This window comes from Parvimonas sp. KA00067, from assembly GCF_001553085.1.
Classification (GTDB): domain Bacteria; phylum Bacillota; class Clostridia; order Tissierellales; family Peptoniphilaceae; genus Parvimonas; species Parvimonas parva.
Genome location: NZ_KQ960141.1, coordinates 1 through 20,606 on the forward strand (window position 1 = coordinate 1; position 20,606 = coordinate 20,606).

Consider the following 20,606-nt stretch of genomic DNA (forward strand, 5'->3'; position numbering starts at 1 on the left):
ATTTGGAGAATATCAAGGTAATCACGGAGATGGAAATGAAAAACCATTTGAATGGCCAAAAGGTGTAACAAGAATCGTAGATCATGGAGATCATTGGCATTTATATGTTGGAGATAAAGAGGTTGCAGTTGTTCACGAAAATCCAAGAAGTCATTATCCTAATGCAGAATATATCAAAGAAGGAAGTGACCACTCTGATATTGGTGTAGATGAAAATGAATTATTTACTTATGAAAGTGTAAAAGCGGAAATAAAAGACAAAGTAATTCCATATCTTGACAATAATCTAAGAGCAATGAGACATTATGGAGATTTAAATACAACATTACCAGTTTATGGATCTAACGGAGTTACAAAAGGAATATTTTATTGGTTACATGGAAATCACTACCATGCGATAACTATAAAACAAATTATTCAAAATGCAAAAGCTGGTCAATATGGTGATTGTACTGCAAAAGAAATTGTATCTGCTCTAAAATATATAATTGAAAATCCAAATGCAAAAATTGAGTCTAAAATAACTGTTGATAGAGAAGAAGTAGAAAAATATCTTATGAAAGTTTATAATCTAAAAGATAAATTGGATGTACAGGTTATTGGAAATATTGCTTATGTTTATATAAATAATGAGACTTTAACATTTAGTTTAGCGGATTTTGAAAAAGTAAATGGAGAAATAAGATATAAAAAGGAACTACCGAAAGCACCAAAAAAAGTAGATAAAGATAATAAAAATTCTGATGTAGAAAAGGAAGATAATAATAAAAACACCATTTCTAAGTCTGAAGATAAAAAAGTTGATGAAAAGAAAAAAGAAAAATTAAATACTAATAAGTCAACAAAATTAGACGAAAATAAGAAAGAAAAAGACAACAAAAAGAAGTAATCTTCTAAATTTAAAATCACTCAAATAGAGTAAAATCTAATTGAGTGATTTTTTTGTAAATAAATAAGTTTTATTTAAATAAAATTTTTTAATTAAAAACTTTTTTTGTAAATATGTTTGTAAAATGTTTTTTATGTGGTATAATATATTTGTAATCAATTAGCACTCAAGTTAATAGACTGCTAATAACTTTAATAGGAGGGATATTATGAAATTAAAACCAATAGGAGATAAATTAGTTATAGAAATGGTTGAGGTAGAAGAAAAGACAAGCTCAGGTATTGTTCTTCCTACTTCTGCAAAGGAAGCGCCAAGTGTTGCAAAAGTTTTGGCAATTGGTGATGAAATTTTAAAAGATGAAGATAAAAAAGATTTAATCAAGGTTGGAGATAAAATAATTTTCTCTAAATATGCAGGAACTGAAGTTAAACTTGATAAAAAAGAATATATTGTTGTAAAAATTGCTGATGTTTTAGCAGTTGTTGAAGATTAGGAGGTTTTTAAATGGCTAAAGAAATTAAATTTAATGAAGATGCAAGAAAAGGAATGGAAGCTGGTATTAATAAACTTTCAAATGCAGTAAAAGTTACTCTTGGACCTAAGGGTAGAAATGTGGTTTTAGATAAAAAATTCGGTGCACCTCTTATAACAAATGATGGTGTTACTATTGCAAGAGAAATTGAATTGGAAGACCCTTATGAAAATATGGGTGCTCAACTTGTTAAAGAAGTTGCTACTAAGACAAATGATGTTGCAGGGGACGGTACAACTACTGCAACACTTTTAGCTCAAGCAATTATTAGAGAAGGATTAAAGAATGTTGCTGCTGGAGCAAATCCTATGATTATTCAAAAGGGAATTAAAAAGGCAGTTGAAAAGGCAGTTGAAGGAATTAAGGAATTTTCAAAACCTGTTGAAACAAAAGAAAGTATTGCTCAAGTAGCATCAATTTCTGCTGCTGATGAAGAGGTTGGAAAACTAATTTCAGATGCAATGGAAAAAGTTGGTAAAGACGGTGTTATAACTGTTGAAGAATCAAGAAGTATGGGAACAACTTTAGAAGTTGTTGAAGGTATGCAATTCGATAGAGGATATGTTTCTCCTTATATGGTAACAAATACTGAAAAAATGGAAGCTGAACTTGAAGACCCATACATTTTAATTACTGATAAAAAGATTAGTAATATTCAAGAAGTTTTACCTGTTTTAGAACAAATCGTTCAACAAGGAAAACCACTTTTAATTATCGCTGATGATGTTGAAGGGGAAGCAATGGCAACTCTTGTTGTTAATAAATTAAGAGGAACATTTAACTGTGTAGCAGTAAAAGCACCTGCTTTTGGAGATAGAAGAAAAGATATGTTACAAGATATTGCTATCTTAACAGGTGGTACAGTTATTTCAGAAGATTTAGGATATGAATTAAAAGAAACTTCTATTGAAATGTTAGGTAGAGCAAGAAGAGTAACTGTTGGAAAAGAACTTACTGTTATCGTAAATGGTGCTGGAGAACAAAAAGCTATTGAAGAAAGAGTTGCATTAATTAGAAATCAAATTGAAATAAGCGATTCTGAATATGATAGAGATAAATTACAAGAAAGACTTGCTAAACTTGCAGGTGGAGTTGCTGTAATCCAAGTTGGAGCAGCAACAGAAACAGAATTAAAAGAAAGAAAATTAAGAATTGAAGATGCTTTAGCAGCTACAAGAGCAGCAGTTGAAGAGGGTATCGTTCCAGGTGGTGGAACTGTATTGTTAAATGTAATTCCAAGAGTTAAAGCACTTCTTGAAAAAACAAATGGAGATGAAAAAACAGGTGTTAGCATAATTGTTAAAGCACTTGAAGAACCTGTTAGACAAATTGCTATTAATGCAGGTTTAGAAGGCTCTGTAATCGTTGAAAATGTTAAAAATGCAGAAGTTGGAATTGGTTTTGATGCTTTAAATGAAAAATATGTAAATATGCTTGAAAGCGGAATTGTTGACCCTACAAAAGTTACAAGGTCAGCATTACAAAATGCATCAAGTGTTGCATCAATGGTATTAACAACAGAGGCTGCTGTTGCTGATGTTACTAAAGAAGAACCAATGGGACAAATGCCTGGTGGAATGAATCCCGGAATGGGATATATGTAGGCTAATCTACACATAAGATTCAGTTGAAGTATCTTTTAAAATTAAAATTTAATTTTGAATATATTTAAATTTATGGTAAAATAGAACTTAGATGATGTCTAAGTTCTTTTTTTTATGGAGATTTTATGATTATTTTATTTTTTAATATTATATTTTTAATTTGTATTACTATTTTGGGGATACATCAAGGTTTTTATTTATATGAATTTAATAAAATTTTAAAAAATTTAAAAGTTTTAGGTGAAAATAAAGATTTAAAAGAAAATAAAAAAAATATTTTAGAGTATAATTACAATCTTGCACAACTTAATTATATTTTTTGTGTTTGTTTTTCTACACCTATGAAAAAATATTTTGAAAAAAAGATTAAATTTGAATACATTGAATAGGAGAAAATTTTGAAAGATTATTTATTTATACATAAAGATGAAGAAAAAATTGAATATGGAAAAGTTGTAGATAGCAAGTTGAATTCCTATTTTGTAAAAAAAATTAGTGATTTTGAAATAGGAGATATTTATAGAGTAAGAGTTGTAAAAAAAGTTGTAGCACTACATTGTTTTTTTGTTGAGCTTAAAAATGGGAAAAACGGATTTTTGGATTTTAAAGATACCATTGGAGAAATCAAAGTTGGAGATGTGATTTTTGTTGAAATATATAAGATAAACGCAGGAGATAAGGCACCTAATGTTTCAATGAATTTTTCAATTTCTTCTCTTTTTTCAGTTGTTTCATTTAAGAATAGTGAAGAAATTTTGATTTCAAAAAAATTAAAAGATTTTAAATTTGATATTGATAAAATAAAGGCTTTAAAATCAAATTTTTCAATAAAATTGAGGACGAAGTCTGTATCTTGTGATGAAGAATTTTTGTTAAATGATATAAGTGAAAATTTGAAAAAAATGCAAGAAATTGTGGACAGTATAAATAATTTACCGGTTCCAAAATTGATATATAAAAAAGAAAATTTTTTGGAAGACTTTTTAATTGAAAATGAAAAATATAGTTGTATCTTAAATGAAAAAGAGTTGTATAAAAAATTTAAAAATGATGAATTTTTAAAAAATGAATTGATTTTTGATGAAGAATATTCTCCAAAATATGACTATAACATTGGGATTTATCTTGAAAATTTAAACAAAAAAGTTGTTGAAGTTGAAAATATAAATATAGTAATAGAAAAAACAGAGGCACTTACTGTTATAGACGTAAATTCAAAAGGAAAGACAAGTGAAAGTGATAAAAGTAAAAATGCACTTAGTGTAAATTTAATTGCTATTGATGAAATTTTAAGGCAAATTTCTTTTAGAGATATTTCAGGGATAATAATCGTTGATTTTATAAATATGAAAGCAAAAGAAAAAGAAGTTTTAGAAGAAAAAATTAGTAAAATACAAGTTTTAGATAATAAAATTTGGAATTTTCACGGATTTACAAAACTTGGACTATATGAGATAACAAGACAGAGAGGAAAATAATGGAAATAAAAAATTTAGAAATAATAGACAACACTAATGAAGGACTTGGAGTTGCAAAAAGCGATGAGGGAATAATTTTTGTAAAAGGTGGACTTGTTGGTGATATTGTTGATGTTGAAATAACACAAAAAAAGAAAAATTTTTCTAATGGATATGTAAAAAATTATGTAAAGTTTAGTGAATTTAGAGAAAATAAATATGATGAAAACTTAACGGATATATATCCTTTTATAAATTTGAAATATGAAAAAGAACTTGAATTAAAGAAAAAAATGTTTTTAAACAATCTTAGAAAAAATACTAAAATTGAATTGGGAAATGTTGAAATTTTAGGAAATGAAAAAAATCTTAATTATAGAAATAAGATAGAATTAAAGACAAATGAAAATTTTGAACTTTGCTATTGTGTAGATAATGGAGAAAATAAATTAAAGCTTGAAAGCTGTCCGATTAGTGATTTAGCCATCAATGAATTTTTACCATTTTTACAAGAAAAGTTAAGAGAATTTAAAATAAAGTCTTATGATGTTAATACAGATATGGGAATTTTGAAGAATATCAGTATAAGAGCAAATTTTAATTCTGAAATTATGATTACCTTTGTTGTAAAGAAAAATACAAAAGAAGTTGAAAATTTTGTTAAAAGTTTAAAGATTTACGAAAATTTAGTTAGTGGATATGTAAATATAAATCCTAAAAAAGCAAGTATAATTATGGGTAATGAATGTATTTGTGTATTTTCAAAAAAACTTTTTATAGATAAAATCGGAAAATATGAATTTAATATTTCTCCAAAGAGCTTTTTTCAAGTAAATAAATTTCAAACTGAAAATTTATATAAAATAGCAAAAGAATTTTTAGGAGAAAATAAGGAAGAAACTTTGCTTGACCTTTACTCAGGAATAGGAACGACAAGTATATACTTTGCAGAAAATTTCAAAAAAGTAATCGGCGTTGAAGTCGTAAAAGATGCAGTAAAAGATGCAAAAGAAAATTTAAAACTGAACGAAGTTAAAAATGTAGAATTCATCTATGGGAAAAGTGAAGAAAAAATCGAAGAAATACTAAAAACAAAAAATATAGACATAGTTTCAGTGGACCCTCCACGAAAGGGATTGGATAAAAAAGTTGTAGATACAATATTGAAAAGCAATATAAAAAAATTAGTCTATATAAGCTGTAACGGAGCTACATTAACAAGAGATTTAAAACTTTTCATTGACGGTGGCTTTGAATTGCAAAAAGTAAAACTATGCGATATGTTCAGTAGAACAGCACATTGCGAGGTTGTTGTAGAGATTGGGAGATTAAAATAATTATTTAAGTGATTTGATAAAGGTGTAAGTTGGTGATTTTATGGAAAACAAACAAATTTATGATTTTGCAGTTAAGTGGGAGTCTGTTTTTAGAGATTTTACAAATTATAAATTTCAGGATATTTATTTTAAACTTATTAATGATTGTGAAAAGTTAGGTTTTAAAGAAGACTTAGGGATAGGTTTTGAGTATAGTTATGAAGAGGCTTTTTGTGATTATTTAGATTTTGAAGATATTGTTGACTATATTAGTGATGTTGATATTTTAGGCTCAATTATTTACCATAAACTTAAAACTTTTGATAAAAATTCTGATGCTTATGAATTTTCTTTGTGGTTAAACATTGCTTTTACTAGATTTGTTGAAATTTTTTGTGTAAAAATTATAGATAAGAAGTTAAAAAATGTAAACATTTCATCTAAAAAACATTTGAAAAAATTAGGTGTTTCTAAAATTGTAGAAGAAGTTGTTACCTTGAATAATTTGGGAGAAGTTAAATTTTATATATATGAAAATTTTGCAGGTATATCAAGAAAAATAGAAGAAAAAAGTTTTAATATAGATTCTGAAATGGTAGAAAAAATTTTTGAAAATTTAATTTGTTCAATTAATAAAAGAAAATTCCCAAAAGATGATATAGATGAGAATTTTTGGACTTTAAGCTTAGAGGACATATCCTATGAAAAATATAAATTTAAAGATTTTTTAGGTAATGATTTATTTTTTGATTCGCTTAGCTTGTCCGAATTTATCAGGAATACTTTAGATATTGATGATTTGTTATTGTTTGACAACAACAAATATGACGAAATCAAAAAATTTGAAATAAAATATGATAGGATTACTAAAATTTCTGATGATGAAATAAATTATAGTGAGAATTTTAGTATTGATGCAGATTTAGGAACTATTGAGCATATTCAAAATATTAGTGAGGATATAGTTGTTTCTAAAAAGTATCAAATTAAGTATGAAATAAAAAAATTATTAGATGAAATAAATTCAAAAAATTTATTTGAAAACAATAAACAAAATTTAAATGAAATTATTTTTCCAAGTAATGAAGAAAGAAAATATAGTATAATAATTGATTTTAAAAAGAAAGGTCAAAAGGTTATTAACGGCTTTTATTATAAAAATAATTTGCCAAAGTGCTGGAGAAATCTTATTTATAATATAGAACATTTAATTAAATTTTTTGATTATAAAGAATTATTTGACGAAAAAGTTTTTGATAAGGAACTTTTTTCTAAGGACGATTTTATGTTTTGTAGTGTTGTATTTTCAGATTGTGGTAAGAAATATTACTATATTTCTGAGGATAATAACATAAATATAGGTGATGATGTTTTGGTTTCCGTTGGTAAGGAACATAAAATAAAAATAGTAAAAGTTGTTAAAATTGAATATTTTAACGAAAAAAATTCACCGTTTCCTATTGAAAAAACTAAAAGAATAATTCGTAAATGTGTTAAATCTGATTATTATCTATATGAAGATTATGAATAAAAATATAAAAGACCTGTTTTATCAGGTCTTTAGTTTTTATCAATTTTTATTTATAGTCTTCAACAATCATCTTTGCAAGTTCGTGTGGGTTTCCACAGCCTGTTGTAATTATTGTATCTTTATTTTTGAATGTTTCAAATATATAATCTCTTGCCTCTTCAAAAGTTTTTAAGTAAATTGCATTTACACCATTTTTATTTAATTTTTCAACTAAATCTATTGAATGGATTGTTGGGTCAAACTTTTCTCTTGCTGCATATATTTCTGTAACTATTACTTCATCACAATCATCAAAACATTTTGCAAAGTCATTTAATAATGTTTTTGTTCTTGAGTAAGTATGTGGTTGGAATATACAAACAAGTCTGCCTTCTTTATGTTCGGCGATTGAACTTAAACAACTTTTTATTTCTCTTGGGTGATGACCGTAGTCTGTTAATATAGTAGCTTTTTTATCATTTCCAATTACTCCATAAACTTCCATTCTTCTATGAAGATTTCTATACTTTGAAATAGCCTCTTTTATAGTTTCTACATCAATTCCTGTTTCGTAAGTTGCAATGATTGCAGCAGCTGCATTATAAATATTATGCCTACCAATTATATTTAAACAGAAATGATGTTTTCCAAATTTTTCATTTTCAATGTCAAAACAAGGATGACCAACTTTGTCAAAACTTATATTTGTAATGTTGTAATTTGCTTTTTCGTTATTTACGCCAAAGGTAATAGTTTCTCCTTTTATATGTTCTAATAGTGGAAGACAGTTCGGGTCGTCAATATTTATTATAGCTTTTGAATCTTCATCAAGATTTTTCATATAACCGATAAAAGTATCAACAATATGGTCTAAATTTTTGTAAAAATCTAAATGGTCTTCGTCAATATTTAAAATAATTGCCATACTTGGATAATAATGCAATATATTTGCTTTGAATTCACAAGCCTCAGTTACCAGATAGTCTTCGCTTCCACATAGTACATTTCCGTCTATTTCATCTAAATTTCCACCGATTAAAATTGACGGCTTAAAAGGGGAATTAATTAAAATTTTTGAAATCATACTTGTAGTTGAACTCTTTCCGTGAGAGCCTGAAATTGCTATTGAATGAAGATAATTTCTCATCAAAGCACCTAAAAATTGTCCTCTTGTAACACAAGGAACACCAATAGATTTTGCTTTTATCAATTCTTCATTATCCGGTAAAATTGCATCTGTATATACAATTAAATCCGGATTTTGAATATTTTCTTTCTTTTGTCCAATAAAAATTTTAGCTCCATTTTTTTCTAAAATTTGAATTTCTTTAGAAGTATTCCTATCACTTCCTGAAATATTATATCCTTTTTTCAAAAGTAATTTTGCAATTCCACTCATACTTATTCCACCAATTCCGATGAAATGTATATTTTTATATTTTTTATCATTAAAATCAAATTTAAACATAATAAATCTCCATTGTATTAATTGTATGACTAAGTTATTAAGTCATACTAATTATATCATAGTTTCAATATGATAATCAAATAGTTTTCGTTTAATTATCAAATAATTATGTACAAAAAGCAATAAAAAATTTATTAAATTTTCAAAAAATTCAACTTTATGATATAATAAGTGTAACTTTATATTTTGGAGAAAAAAATGAAAAAAATACTTTTGATTGACGGTTCAAGTCTTATTTTTAGGGCTTTTTATGCAATAAAAAATTTAACAACTAAAGACGGTGTTTTCGTAAACGGAGTTTATGGATTTTTAAATATGTATTACAAAGCGTTGGAGTTAATAAAACCAACTCATATTTTTGTTGCCTTTGATAAGGGCTCAAAAACTTTTAGACATAATGAGTTTTCTGATTATAAAGGAACTCGTGATAAGGCTCCTAATGAAATAACATACCAATTTGGAATTTTAAAGGATTTACTTTCTTCTATGAATGTAAATTATTTAGAGCTTGATGAGTATGAGGCTGATGATATTTTGGGAACTGTTGCAAAACTTGCTCAAAAAGAGGGCTTTGAAGTAGATATTTTTACAGGAGATAGAGATTACTTGCAATTAGTTGATGAAAATATTTTTGTTCATTTAACTAAAAAGGGAATAAGTGAAATTAAACTTATGAATATGGATTCCATTTTAGAAGATTATGGTCTTTCTCCTAAACAATTAATCGATGTTAAGGCACTTCAAGGCGATAGCTCCGATAACATTCCAGGTGTTAAGGGTGTTGGAGAAAAAACTGCTTTAAAACTTATTCAAGAGTATGGAACGCTTGATAATTTATACGAAAATTTAGGAAATCTTAAAGGGAAGTTAAAAGAAAATCTTGAAAATGAAAAAGATAAGGCGTATTTGAGTCGTTATCTTGGAGAAATTTTCTTAAATGTTCCACTTGAAAAGAATATTGATGATTTTGTAATTAAGGAAGTAAATACTTCTGAATATATCGAAAAACTTGAAAAATTGGAATTTAAAAGTATTATAAATAAATATTTTAAAGATAGTAAAAAAGAAAATGTAGAAAAAACAAATCAAAATATTGATTTTGAAGTAATTAATTTTTCAGAAATTTTTGAAAAAATAAAAGATGATAAGGCTGTATCCATTAAATTTTTCTCCGATAAAAATTATATTTATAGAGATGAATTTTATATTGGAATTTATTCAGATGTAAACAAAAAAGTTTATATCTGTAGAGAATTTACTTTAAAAGATTTTGAAAAGTTTTGTAATTTAGATGTAGTAAAAATTGGTTATGATATAAAGGAAGAATTATTTTTTGCTTTAAAAAATAATTTAGATTTTAAAAATTATGAAGATGTTATGATTTTAGAATATCTAATTGATTCAAATAAGGGAAGTTATGAGATTTCAAGAGTTAGTAAAGAGTTTTTGGACTTTGAAATTTTAGATATAAAAGAAAAATTTGGAAAAGGTAAAAATAAAAAGACTTTTTTCGAATTGGACGAAGAGATTATTTTTAAATACATTTCACAAAATGTAATTGCTATTTTCAAATTGTATAATTTATTTAATGAAAAGGCGAAAGAAAATAATTTAATTTCATTGTATGAAGAAGTTGAAAAGCCTTTGGTTAAAGTTCTTGCAGATATGGAAAATGTTGGAGTTTTAGTTGATAGAGATAAAATTGTTGAGTTAAAGGAAGAGTATTCTAAACTCGCTTATGGGTATGAGCAAAAAGTTTATGAGTTTGCAGGAGAAACTTTTAACTTAAACTCTCCAAAACAACTTGGAGCGATTTTATTTGAAAAAATGGAACTTCCCGTTATTAAGAAAACTAAAACAGGGTATTCAACTGATGTTGAAGTTTTAGAAAAATTATCTGAAAAACATGAAATAGCAGACTATATTTTAAAGTATAGGTCTTTGAATAAATTAATTTCAACTTATTTAGATGGAATTTTGGAATATATTATGAATGACGGTAGGGTTAGAACTTCATTTAAACAGATGATTACTGCAACGGGTAGGCTTAGTTCTGTTGACCCTAATTTACAAAATATTCCGATAAGAAGTGAAGAGGGAAGAAATATCAGAAAAGTATTTGTTGCAGATAAAAATAAAGTTTTTATCGATGCAGACTATTCACAAATAGAGCTTAGAGTTTTAGCTCATCTGTCTAAAGATTCAGTTATGATTGATTCTTTCAAAAATGATTTGGATATTCATAGCAAAACTGCAAGTGAAGTTTTTGGAGTTCCTATTGATGAGGTAACTGCTAATCAAAGACGTAATGCAAAGGCTGTAAATTTTGGAATTGTTTATGGAATAAGTGATTATGGTCTTTCAAAGGATTTGAATATCACAAGGAAAGAGGCAAAACAATATATTGACGGTTATTTAAATACTTATTTAGATATAAAAGATTATATGGAAAAAATTGTTGAGAAAGCCAAAAAAGACGGTTTTGTAACTACTATTTTAGATAGAAAGAGATATATTCCTGAAATAAATTCAAAGAATTTTAATATTAGAAGTTTTGGAGAGAGAATTGCATTAAATACACCTATTCAAGGAAGTGCAGCTGATATTATAAAACTTGCTATGATTAAAGTTTATGAAAGATTAAAGGAAGAAAAACTTAATGCTAAATTGATTTTACAAGTTCACGATGAGCTTATAATCGAATGTGATGAGAATGAAAGAGAAAGAGTTAAGGAAATTTTAAAAGATTCAATGGAAAATGTATATAAGTTGGATTTACCATTGAAAGTAGATGTTTGTGAAGGGAGTAATTGGTATGAGTCAAAATAAAAAATATATTGTTATCACTGGACAAATCGCAAGTGGTAAGAGTAGTTTATCTAAACTTATCGAAGAAAGATGTGAAGATTATTTAGTTTTAGATGCCGATGACCAAGTTAAAGAATTATATAAAAGAGGAGCCGTTCTTTATAAAGTTTTAGTAAATGAGTTTGGAGATAGTATTTTAAATGAAAAAGGAAATATCTCAAAGGCAAAATTAAGAAGAACTGTATTTTTCAACGATGAAAATAGAGAAAGACTTAATGCTCTAACTCACCCTGTTATTTTAAAAAATATGGTTAATCTTGCTAAAAATTCTGATGCTGAAGTTGTATTTCTACAAATTCCATTATTGAATGAATCAATAGATAGATTAAAAAAATTAATTAATATTGATGAAGTTTGGAATATTACTGCAAGTGATGAAGTTAGATTCGCTAGAATTATGCAAAGAAAAGGAATGACAGAAGAACTTGCAAGTAGAATTATGTCAATTCAATCAGAGTTTGAAAGCGACGATTATGATATTTTATCAGTTGAAAATAATGGAGATTTTGAAGATTTAAAGAAAAAAGTTGATTTATTTTTTGAAAATAGTTGCATAAAAGAAAAGAAAAAAATCGGATTTTTTGCAAAGCTAAGACAAAATAAACAAGAAAAAGAAGTTGAAGAATTAGATGAAGCAAAAGAAGTTTTAGAAGAACCTGAAAATTTTGAAAAAGATAATTTGGTTAAATCTGAAGAATTAGATGATGAAGTTTCAAAAGTTGAAGAAACAGATAAATCTAAGCAAAAAGATGCAGATTTAAAAGAATTTATGCAATCTGTATTTTCTGAAAATGTAGAAGAAAATACACCAAAAGAAAATGTTGATTTAAAAATTTTAGAAAAGCAAGATTCTCTTGGTATGGAAAAAACTAAATTAACAGATTTAAGTTCTTTACGTGAAAATATTGGAGATACAGGTGTAATTAATAAGAATTTAGTAAATGATAATACAGTTTTTTTCGAAGAAGAAACAGAAGAACAAGAATTAGAAGTTAAAAAAAATGAACAAAAAGGTAGAAAAAAGAAAAAGATGAAATTATGGAAAAAAATATTAATGTTGATAGTTGCACTATTAGTATTGGTTAATGCTTTATTTTTTGGAGCAATATATTATGGAGGAAATAATTATCCGATAAATTATATTGAAGAGATACAAAAATATTCTGATGAATATGGAGTTGACCCTAAAGTTGTATTAGCTATAATGAGAGTTGAAAGTAATTTTAAAAGCGATGCAACAAGTAAGGTTAATGCAAAAGGATTGATGCAAATTTTACCTGATACTGCAAAACATATTGCAAAATTGATGCAAGTAGATGTGAATTCATTAGATTTAAATGACCCTGAAACTAATATAAAAATTGGAACATATTATATAAAATATTTGACTCAAAACTTTAGTAATATGGATACTGTTTATGCAGCCTATAATGGAGGAATTGGAAGTGTTAATACTTGGTTAAAAGATGCTAAGTATTCAAACGATGGAGTTACTCTTTACAATATCCCTTCATCAGAAACAAAACATTATGTTTATAAAGTTAATAAGGCTTTAAAAGCTTATGAAATTTTATATGGAAAGGAATTTCCAAAGAAGAAAACAAAAGGATTTTCAAAATTTATGGAAAATGTAAAAAATACATTTAGATATATTTTTAGAAGTTTTTAAATAAAATAGTATGAATTCAAAGATCAACGGGTGATAAAATCCCGTTGTTTTTTTGTGATATTAGAAAACTAAGTTATATGCTTTCTATAATGGAATGTTCTATAATTGGATATAAAAAATATATATTGTATAATCAGCATAATTTTATAAAAATATTGTAATGGGAAGCTATAACATTGTTTTTTTATGCTAGAAATTGTTTTTAGATTTGGATTAATTATATTTATAATAAGTTTTCTACTCTTATTTTAAGTTTTAATAGAGACACAAAAGAAAAAAGAAATATTTTTCTCTTTCTTTACTTTCTTTGTTTAGACTATTGTTTGTTGGAGCATTAGTTTATGGAATTTATTAGATAGGGAAGGTAATGACTGCTGTTGGATAATATTTTAGATAAATTGTGTAGAAAACTGCATCCAAAATTTTTGATATAAGAAATGGATGCAGTACACATATATTTTATTAAGAATTTAGTTTTTTAAAATTATTTTTGTTAAAAATTTGATGTATGTATTTTTTATTTAATTTTTTTCCTATTATTACAACTCTTGAATCTTCCATTGGATTGCATCCACATATCTCGTAATTATCATTTACTAAATCAAATTTAAACCAAAAATCTTTTATGTTAAAATATCCTTTTGCTCTCACAATATTTCCTAATTGTTTAGACATTAATACATTTAATTTAAAAATTAATTCAGGAATATTTTTTATTTTTATATTTAGTAAAGAAATATTTTCAAGTATTTGTTCTTCGTCTATTTCTATTTTATTAAACACTACTTTTAATTCGCCTTTGTGATCTTTTTTTATAGAATATTCATTATTAAATAAGTTCTCCCAATCTTGTTTTGTCCAATTTGAATAATGTGTTAGATTGAAATTTACTAATTTTCGATTTATCTCTAGTTCGTTTTTAATATTAGAAAATTCTACTTCTGACAAATTTTCTGATTTGCTTAAAATTACTTTTGAAGAATTATTTAGCTGATCTAAGAAATACTCAGAGTAATTTTCTAAATTATTTTTAAAGTTATTTGCATCTATAATTACTATGGGGGATAGTAGTACTATATTTTCATAGCATATTTTCGATAGTTGTTCTATTATATTGCTTAGCATAGCAACTCCACTTGGTTCTACTATCAAATATTCAGGATTTATGGTATTTGCTATTGTTAATATAGAATGTGTAAAATCTAAATTTAATGAACAACATATACAACCTTCTGTTAATTCCCAAATCTTTATTTCTTCATTATTAAAATTTTCTTTTATTAGATTTCCATCTAAACCAAGTTTTCCAAATTCATTTTCAACAATTACGAATTGTTTTTTTGTTTTTTTAACCATTTCTTTTATAAAAGTAGTTTTTCCTGAACCTAAAAATCCAGATATAATTAGTATTTTCATATTACTCCAATAATTAATATGGGGGAGTTTAACTCCCCCATAGTTATAATTTAATTTTTTACTAAAGAACAACCACTGGTTTAATTAAATCAGCAGGTTTATCTTTCATTAACAATAAAGCATCTTCAACATGTTCAAATCCTTTAAATTTGTGAGTTAATAAAGGTTTAACATCTAATTTTCCACATGCAATAAGTGATGCAAGTTTTTCTAAACGTAAACGACCGCCAGGCATAAGTCCACCTAAAATTTGTTTATGACCCATACCAACACCCCATTCAATACGTGGGATATTGATATAAGTACCTGAACCTAAATAATTTACATTACCAATTTTTCCACCTGGTTTTAAACACTTTATTACAGGTTCAAAAGTTTCAACTCCACCACCTGCTATTATAGCTTTATCGACACCAACACCATTTGTTAGTTTTAAAACTTGTTCATCTATAGAACCTTCTTTATATCCTATGAAATCAGTTGCACCATATCCCTTAGCAACTTGTTTACATATTTCCCTTGTACCAACACAAATTATTCTAGATGCTCCTCTTAAATTAGCACCAGCAACTGCCATAAGACCAACAGGTCCAATTCCAACAACTAATACAGTATCTCCAAATTGAACATCAGCAAGTTCAACTCCGTGGAAACCTGTAGGAACCATATCAGAAAGCATACATGCTTCTTCTGGAGAAATTTCGTCAGGTAAATGTGCAAGATTTCCATCCGCGTCATTCACATGGAAAACTTCTCCAAAAACACCATCTTTAAAGTTTGAAAATTTCCAACCAGCAAGCATCCCTCCAGAATGCATACTAAAACCACCTTGTGCTTCTAAAGAGTTCCAATCGGGAGTTATAGCTGCGACCATAACTCTGTCTCCAATTTTAAAATCTTTTACTAATTCACCAACTTTAACAACAACACCACAACCTTCATGACCTAAAATCATATCTTTTCTATCACCAATAGCACCTTCCCAAACAGTATGTACATCTGAAGTGCAAGGTGATAGGGCTAATGGTTTAACTAAAGCATCCATAGGACCACAAAATGGTTCTTCTTTTTCAATCCAACCGATTTCCCCGATTTTTTTCATTGCAAAACCTTTCATAACAAAAATCCTCCTTTAATATTTTTACAATAATAAATATTGTAAAAATATTATAAACCTACATTTGAACATTGTCAACACAAATTTTAGTATTTTCATAGATTTTTTTGACAAAAAGTTAACTTTAAATAAAAAAAATCAAAATAATTTAATAGATAAAATAATATTACAGTATATTATATAAAAAATTTTTTTGAGTAAATTATAAATCTTTTTTAATCTATAAAGATTAGTAAAAATTTTAAAAATATTTTTCAAAATGTAAAAAGTTTTTATTCGTTGGGTATAATATAGAAAAGGTCAAAGTAGGTCAAGAGGTGATTGTATGGCTGGTGTTAGCGATATTATTGAAAAATTTTTAAAAGAAATGTTGGAAAATTCAGAAAATGGAATTATAGAGATTGGAAGAAATGATTTAGCAAGTAAGTTTTCTTGTGCTCCATCTCAAATAAATTATGTTTTGACAACAAGATTTTCTTCAACTAATGGATACTATATAGAAAGTCATCGTGGTGGGAGTGGTTACATAAAGATTGCTACTCTTTCAAATGAAGACAGTTTTTTTAATTCTATTATGGAATATTTAGAGGAAAATTCTATAACTTTTAATGAAGGTCGAAGAATTGTAAATAGAATATTTGAACTTGGATATATCACAAAAAGAGAAAGATTTATTATTTTACACGCTATAAGTGATAATTCTCTTTGTATAGATAGTAAGGGAAGAGATAGTTTAAGGTCGAATGTTTTGCTTAATATTTTATATTCTTTTAGGAGGGAAAATGAGTAGAAAAATTGCATCAATACATTATGAAAGAGAAATAACGGATAGTAAATATGATAGTTTTTTTGAATCTCTACAAGAAGATAAAAGGAGTGAGTTGTTTTCCGATTTTAAAGGGCAAATTTCTAATTCAAATGTCAAATGTAAAAAATGTAAAACTTTCATAAAAGATATGGTTTTTGTAAAAACTACTGTTTGTCCTTGCTGTTTTGAAACTATTCATAAAGTTATAGAAAAAGGAAAATTAAAACCGACACTTGTTTATTCTAATTTTCTTAGAAGATTTTTATATAATGAGCCTAATAAATATAAGGGTAAAAGGCCTGACTATACCAAAGAATTTTTTAAAAATCAAGCGAAAATTGCTGATTTAAAAAGGGAATTGGAATATAGTATTGAAATGGAAGAATATGAAAGATGTGAAGTTTTGAAAAATACTATAAAAGATTTTACAAATAAAAATCTAAAACTTAGGAGGAAGATAAATGAGTAGTTTTTTAGGGAAAATTTCCGAAAAATATATTTCTCTTTCCAGTCAGGTTGATGTTTATAGAAATATAAAAGATTATAGATTCAATTATATGTTGTCTTTTGATGATGAAGTTAAACTCTACAATAAAATTTGCTCATCATTTTATAAATTGTATTATAGTGATAGATTTTCTTTTGAAAAGGTGAATACCAAAGAAAAAGTTTTAAAATATTACAATAAGGGGTTGTTTTTAGATTGCAATGATATTTTTAGAGAAAATTCTTATGTAGGCTCAAGAGATGATGAATTTGCTTTTGTAAATATTAATATTAGAGAGCATCTTAGATTTACCGGAAAACTTCCGGGCGTTAATTTTTTTAGATGTGGTCATTTTGCTTATGGATTAGAGTCTGATATGGATAGTAAATTGGATTTTGCTTTTAATACAAATTTTGGATATGTTTTTGAAGATGTGAATTTGGTCGGAAATGGTCTTAAAATGACAGGTGTTTTACATATTCCGTCATTGAAATATTATAAAACGACCGACTTTTTAGAAAAGAAAATGAGAAATTTAGGAATTAAATTTTATTCTTTATCTGAATTAGGTCTTTGTGAAGATTTTTATATTGCAGAATTTTTAAATCCTACTGCTGAGGAATTTTCTGCTATTAGAAAAATGGACAAATATATTACGGAGATTGTAAATTTAGAAATTGATAATCGTAGAAAGCTTTTAGGAATAAAAACCGATTATTATAGAGAAAAGTTTGAAAAATATAAAAAAATATTGATAAAGAGAGAAAATATAACTCCATATATAGTTAGTAAATTTATTTCTCTTTGTCTGTTGCTACAAAGTTTAGAGCTTATTGTGGGTTATGATGTGAAATTATTATATGAATGTCTTATGAAAGTTAGAAGTTCAACTTTTTTACCTGAAAAGGAAAGTAATGTGGAGCTTTTAGATAGCGTTCTTAAATTGATATAGAGGTGATTTTATGTATGAAAATATAATTAGAAGTGTTGATGAATTTATTCGTTATGCTGTGAATGAAGCTTTTTATTTGAAGGATGATTATATTGGAACAGAGCATATTTTACTTGCGTTTATGAAAGTAAACAGTAGAGAAACAGAATGTCTTGTTTCAGCCGGAGTAAATTATAATTCGTTGAAGAGCTATTTGATAAATAAAAGAGGAATGGGAAGTTTTAATAATGTTGCAAGTAAATTATCTAAAAATGCAAGAAAAGTTGTAGATAATGCAATGAGTATTGCTATGAACTCAGATAATGTTCAAGTTTTACCTTGCCATCTTTTGATTTCTCTTATGGAGCTTAAAGATGGTCTTGCATATAAAATGCTTATTGAATTAGGTATTAGTCCTGAAAGTATTTCAGCAGATATAAAGGAAAAGATAAATTTTGATGTAGATTCAAATGTTAGTGAGGGAGTATCAACCGAATCTTTAGAAAAATATACTGTAAATTTGAATGAAAGAGCGAAGAATGAAAAGATTGACCCGGTTATTGGTAGAGATAAGGAAATAGATAGGATTTTACAGATTTTACTTAGGAGAACAAAAAACAATCCCGTTTTGATTGGAGAGGCTGGTGTTGGAAAGACAGCAATAGCAGAGGGACTTGCTCTTAGAATTGTAGAGGGTAAAGTGCCAACGGTTTTAGAAAATAAAACAATTTATAGTTTAGATTTACCTGCAATGCTTGCAGGAAGTAAATATCGTGGAGATTTTGAAAAGAGAATAAAAGATACTCTAACAGAAATTATGGAAAATAAAAATGTAATTATCTTCATAGATGAATTTCATAATATAGTTGGAACGGGTGGTAGTGAAGGCTCTATTGACGCTGCAAATATTTTAAAACCATTTTTAGCTAGAGGAGAGATTCAATTAATTGGAGCGACAACTATTGATGAATATAGAAAGCATATTGAAAAGGATTCTGCTCTTGAAAGAAGATTACAACCGATTGAAGTTTTAGAGCCGACTGTAAATGAAACTATAAATATTTTACTTGGACTAAAGGAAAAGTATGAAAAACATCATGGTATAAAAATTACAGATGAGGCAATAAAAGCATCAGTTGAACTTTCAAATAGATATTTAACGGATAGATTTTTACCTGATAAGGCTATTGATTTGATAGATGAGGCTGGCTCTATGGTAAGGATAAAATCATATCTAAATACAGATGATATAAATTTCTTAAAAGATGAAAATATCAAATTGAAAGCTGAAATAAAAGATTTAGTTGCAAAACAAGAATTTTTAAAAGCACAAGAATGTAAGGATAAATACGAAGAAAATTTAGAAGAAATAAAAAAGCTTAAAGAGATAAAAAAAGATAGAAAAAATAATGAAAGTCTAACTTTAAAATATGATGATATTGCAAAGATTGTTTCTGATTGGAGCAAAATTCCTGTTAATAGATTAACTGCAAAGGAAAGTCAAAAATATTTATCTCTTTCTGATAATTTGAAAAATATTGTTATAGGACAAGGAACGGCGATTGATAGAGTTGCCAATGCAATAAAAAGGTCAAGGGCAGGGGTTTCTTTAGGTAGTAAGCCGATAGGTAGTTTTATCTTTGTTGGAGCAACAGGAGTTGGAAAAACTTATCTTGCAAAATCTTTGGCTAATCTTTTATTTGAATCTGAAGAAAATATGATTAGAATAGATATGAGTGAGTATATGGAAAAGCATACTGTTTCTAAACTTATAGGCTCTCCACCAGGATATGTTGGATATGGAGAGGGTGGATATTTAACAGAGGCAGTTAGAAGAAAGCCGTATAGTGTAATTCTATTTGATGAAATTGAAAAAGCTCACCCTGATGTATTTAATATGTTACTTCAAATTTTAGATGATGGTAGGCTAACAGATTCACAAGGAAAAACTGTTAATTTCAAAAATACTGTAATCATTATGACTTCAAATGTTGGAGCATCGACTATTGATAAGAAAAACACTTTGGGCTTTTCATCAAAGAAAGATGAAGAGGAAAAAGAATATGATAGAATAAAAGAAATTGTAAATTCCGAATTAAAAATTATGTTTAAACCTGAATTTTTAAACAGGGTAGATGATATCATCGTCTTTTCAAGATTAGATGAAAAAGATATAATGAAAATTACAGAGCTTTTACTTGAAAAGTTAAAGAAAAGACTTAAAAATTTAGGGCTTAATATCGGATATAGTTCAAAGCTTGTAAAAAAATTATCCGATATGGGATTTGATAAATCTTATGGAGCAAGACCTCTTGAAAGAATTATAAAATCAGAACTTGAAAATAAAATTGCAGATGAAATTTTAAAAGATACTATTCTTGATGATGAAAAATTGTTCCTAGACGTAAAAAGAGGAAATATAGTATTAGAAAAAGTAAAAGTTAAGACACAATGAATTTAAGAGAGCAAAAGCTCTCTTTTTAGTTGACTAAATTGCAAAAACATGATATTATCTATTAAAAGATATGTTTAGA

General features: G+C 26.7%; 15 protein-coding genes and 1 pseudogene. 13 read left to right on the forward strand and 3 right to left on the reverse strand.

What is annotated here, in order from left to right; genetic code table 11:
* From HMPREF3181_RS07785 to HMPREF3181_RS00640, 7 genes and pseudogenes are all read left to right on the forward strand, one after another.
* A pseudogene (locus HMPREF3181_RS07785) lies at window positions 1-889 on the forward strand (hypothetical protein); the annotation flags it as partial.
* A gap of 208 nt (window positions 890-1,097) precedes the next feature.
* Window positions 1,098-1,382, forward strand: coding sequence for a co-chaperone GroES (groES, locus tag HMPREF3181_RS00610; RefSeq protein WP_004833192.1), 285 nt, complete (start codon window positions 1,098-1,100; stop codon window positions 1,380-1,382).
* 11 nt (window positions 1,383-1,393) lie between these two features.
* Complete coding sequence (gene groL, locus HMPREF3181_RS00615; protein ID WP_068471985.1) at window positions 1,394-3,025, forward strand: chaperonin GroEL; 1,632 nt, start codon at window positions 1,394-1,396, stop codon at window positions 3,023-3,025.
* Window positions 3,026-3,150: 125 nt separating this feature from the next.
* The gene (locus HMPREF3181_RS00620) at window positions 3,151-3,414 is read left to right on the forward strand and encodes a hypothetical protein (RefSeq protein ID WP_068471987.1); all 264 of its coding nucleotides are present in this window, start codon (window positions 3,151-3,153) and stop codon (window positions 3,412-3,414) included.
* A 9-nt stretch (window positions 3,415-3,423) separates the two neighbouring features.
* Window positions 3,424-4,503, forward strand: a complete 1,080-nt coding sequence (locus HMPREF3181_RS07425; protein WP_082713854.1) for a ribonuclease E/G — start codon at window positions 3,424-3,426, stop codon at window positions 4,501-4,503.
* Window positions 4,503-5,819 carry a 23S rRNA (uracil(1939)-C(5))-methyltransferase RlmD gene (gene rlmD, locus HMPREF3181_RS00635; RefSeq protein ID WP_068471989.1) on the forward strand — a complete coding sequence of 439 codons (1,317 nt, stop codon included), beginning with the start codon at window positions 4,503-4,505 and terminating at the stop codon, window positions 5,817-5,819. Before HMPREF3181_RS07425 ends, rlmD begins: the two co-directional genes overlap by 1 nt.
* 40 nt (window positions 5,820-5,859) lie before the next feature.
* Window positions 5,860-7,329, forward strand: coding sequence for a hypothetical protein (locus tag HMPREF3181_RS00640; protein ID WP_068471991.1), 1,470 nt, complete (start codon window positions 5,860-5,862; stop codon window positions 7,327-7,329).
* 46 nt (window positions 7,330-7,375) lie between these two features.
* On the opposite strand, the gene murC is transcribed toward HMPREF3181_RS00640, so the two are convergent.
* Window positions 7,376-8,776 (reverse strand): UDP-N-acetylmuramate--L-alanine ligase, encoded by a 1,401-nt coding sequence (gene murC / locus HMPREF3181_RS00645; protein WP_068471993.1) that lies wholly within the window; start codon window positions 8,774-8,776, stop codon window positions 7,376-7,378.
* Window positions 8,777-8,974: 198 nt separating this feature from the next.
* Between murC and polA the strand changes: the two genes are divergently transcribed.
* Window positions 8,975-11,605 (forward strand): DNA polymerase I, encoded by a 2,631-nt coding sequence (gene polA / locus HMPREF3181_RS00650; protein WP_068471995.1) that lies wholly within the window; start codon window positions 8,975-8,977, stop codon window positions 11,603-11,605.
* Window positions 11,592-13,313: a dephospho-CoA kinase gene (gene coaE / locus HMPREF3181_RS00655; protein WP_068471997.1), complete on the forward strand. Its 1,722-nt coding sequence runs from the start codon at window positions 11,592-11,594 to the stop codon at window positions 13,311-13,313. Before polA ends, coaE begins: the two co-directional genes overlap by 14 nt.
* 462 nt (window positions 13,314-13,775) lie before the next feature.
* Here the strand turns inward: coaE and HMPREF3181_RS00660 are convergent, their stop codons facing one another.
* Both HMPREF3181_RS00660 and HMPREF3181_RS00665 read right to left on the reverse strand, forming a co-directional pair.
* Window positions 13,776-14,729 carry a GTP-binding protein gene (locus HMPREF3181_RS00660; RefSeq protein WP_068471999.1) on the reverse strand — a complete coding sequence of 318 codons (954 nt, stop codon included), beginning with the start codon at window positions 14,727-14,729 and terminating at the stop codon, window positions 13,776-13,778.
* Between the two features lie 61 nt (window positions 14,730-14,790).
* Window positions 14,791-15,846 (reverse strand): NAD(P)-dependent alcohol dehydrogenase, encoded by a 1,056-nt coding sequence (locus HMPREF3181_RS00665; RefSeq protein ID WP_068472001.1) that lies wholly within the window; start codon window positions 15,844-15,846, stop codon window positions 14,791-14,793.
* A gap of 325 nt (window positions 15,847-16,171) precedes the next feature.
* Here HMPREF3181_RS00665 and HMPREF3181_RS00670 point away from each other — a divergent pair, with 325 nt between their 5' ends.
* The 4 genes from HMPREF3181_RS00670 to HMPREF3181_RS00685 are packed head-to-tail and all read left to right on the forward strand — an operon-like array spanning window position 16,172 to window position 20,527.
* Window positions 16,172-16,636, forward strand: a complete 465-nt coding sequence (locus HMPREF3181_RS00670; RefSeq protein ID WP_068472003.1) for a CtsR family transcriptional regulator — start codon at window positions 16,172-16,174, stop codon at window positions 16,634-16,636.
* Window positions 16,629-17,123, forward strand: coding sequence for a hypothetical protein (locus HMPREF3181_RS00675; protein ID WP_068472005.1), 495 nt, complete (start codon window positions 16,629-16,631; stop codon window positions 17,121-17,123). The genes HMPREF3181_RS00670 and HMPREF3181_RS00675 overlap by 8 nt, the downstream gene beginning before the upstream one ends.
* A complete protein-coding gene (locus tag HMPREF3181_RS00680) occupies window positions 17,116-18,093 on the forward strand; it encodes an ATP--guanido phosphotransferase (RefSeq protein WP_068472007.1) in 978 nt (325 codons plus the stop codon). Before HMPREF3181_RS00675 ends, HMPREF3181_RS00680 begins: the two co-directional genes overlap by 8 nt.
* A 10-nt stretch (window positions 18,094-18,103) precedes the next feature.
* Window positions 18,104-20,527 carry an ATP-dependent Clp protease ATP-binding subunit gene (locus HMPREF3181_RS00685; protein WP_068472009.1) on the forward strand — a complete coding sequence of 808 codons (2,424 nt, stop codon included), beginning with the start codon at window positions 18,104-18,106 and terminating at the stop codon, window positions 20,525-20,527.
* Window positions 20,528-20,606: the final 79 nt, after the last annotated feature.

What these genes read in the sequence shown, in the direction of transcription:
- rlmD (WP_068471989.1), top strand. Translation starts at nt 4,503, where the DNA reads ATGGAAATAAAAAATTTAGAAATAATAGACAACACTAATGAAGGACTT.
- HMPREF3181_RS00620 (WP_068471987.1), top strand. Translation starts at nt 3,151, where the DNA reads ATGATTATTTTATTTTTTAATATTATATTTTTAATTTGTATTACTATT.
- groES (WP_004833192.1), top strand. Translation starts at nt 1,098, where the DNA reads ATGAAATTAAAACCAATAGGAGATAAATTAGTTATAGAAATGGTTGAG.
- murC (WP_068471993.1), bottom strand. Translation starts at nt 8,776, where the DNA reads ATGTTTAAATTTGATTTTAATGATAAAAAATATAAAAATATACATTTC.
- groL (WP_068471985.1), top strand. Translation starts at nt 1,394, where the DNA reads ATGGCTAAAGAAATTAAATTTAATGAAGATGCAAGAAAAGGAATGGAA.
- coaE (WP_068471997.1), top strand. Translation starts at nt 11,592, where the DNA reads ATGAGTCAAAATAAAAAATATATTGTTATCACTGGACAAATCGCAAGT.
- HMPREF3181_RS00665 (WP_068472001.1), bottom strand. Translation starts at nt 15,846, where the DNA reads ATGAAAGGTTTTGCAATGAAAAAAATCGGGGAAATCGGTTGGATTGAA.
- HMPREF3181_RS00680 (WP_068472007.1), top strand. Translation starts at nt 17,116, where the DNA reads ATGAGTAGTTTTTTAGGGAAAATTTCCGAAAAATATATTTCTCTTTCC.
- HMPREF3181_RS00670 (WP_068472003.1), top strand. Translation starts at nt 16,172, where the DNA reads ATGGCTGGTGTTAGCGATATTATTGAAAAATTTTTAAAAGAAATGTTG.
- polA (WP_068471995.1), top strand. Translation starts at nt 8,975, where the DNA reads ATGAAAAAAATACTTTTGATTGACGGTTCAAGTCTTATTTTTAGGGCT.
- HMPREF3181_RS00640 (WP_068471991.1), top strand. Translation starts at nt 5,860, where the DNA reads ATGGAAAACAAACAAATTTATGATTTTGCAGTTAAGTGGGAGTCTGTT.
- HMPREF3181_RS00660 (WP_068471999.1), bottom strand. Translation starts at nt 14,729, where the DNA reads ATGAAAATACTAATTATATCTGGATTTTTAGGTTCAGGAAAAACTACT.
- HMPREF3181_RS00675 (WP_068472005.1), top strand. Translation starts at nt 16,629, where the DNA reads ATGAGTAGAAAAATTGCATCAATACATTATGAAAGAGAAATAACGGAT.
- HMPREF3181_RS00685 (WP_068472009.1), top strand. Translation starts at nt 18,104, where the DNA reads ATGTATGAAAATATAATTAGAAGTGTTGATGAATTTATTCGTTATGCT.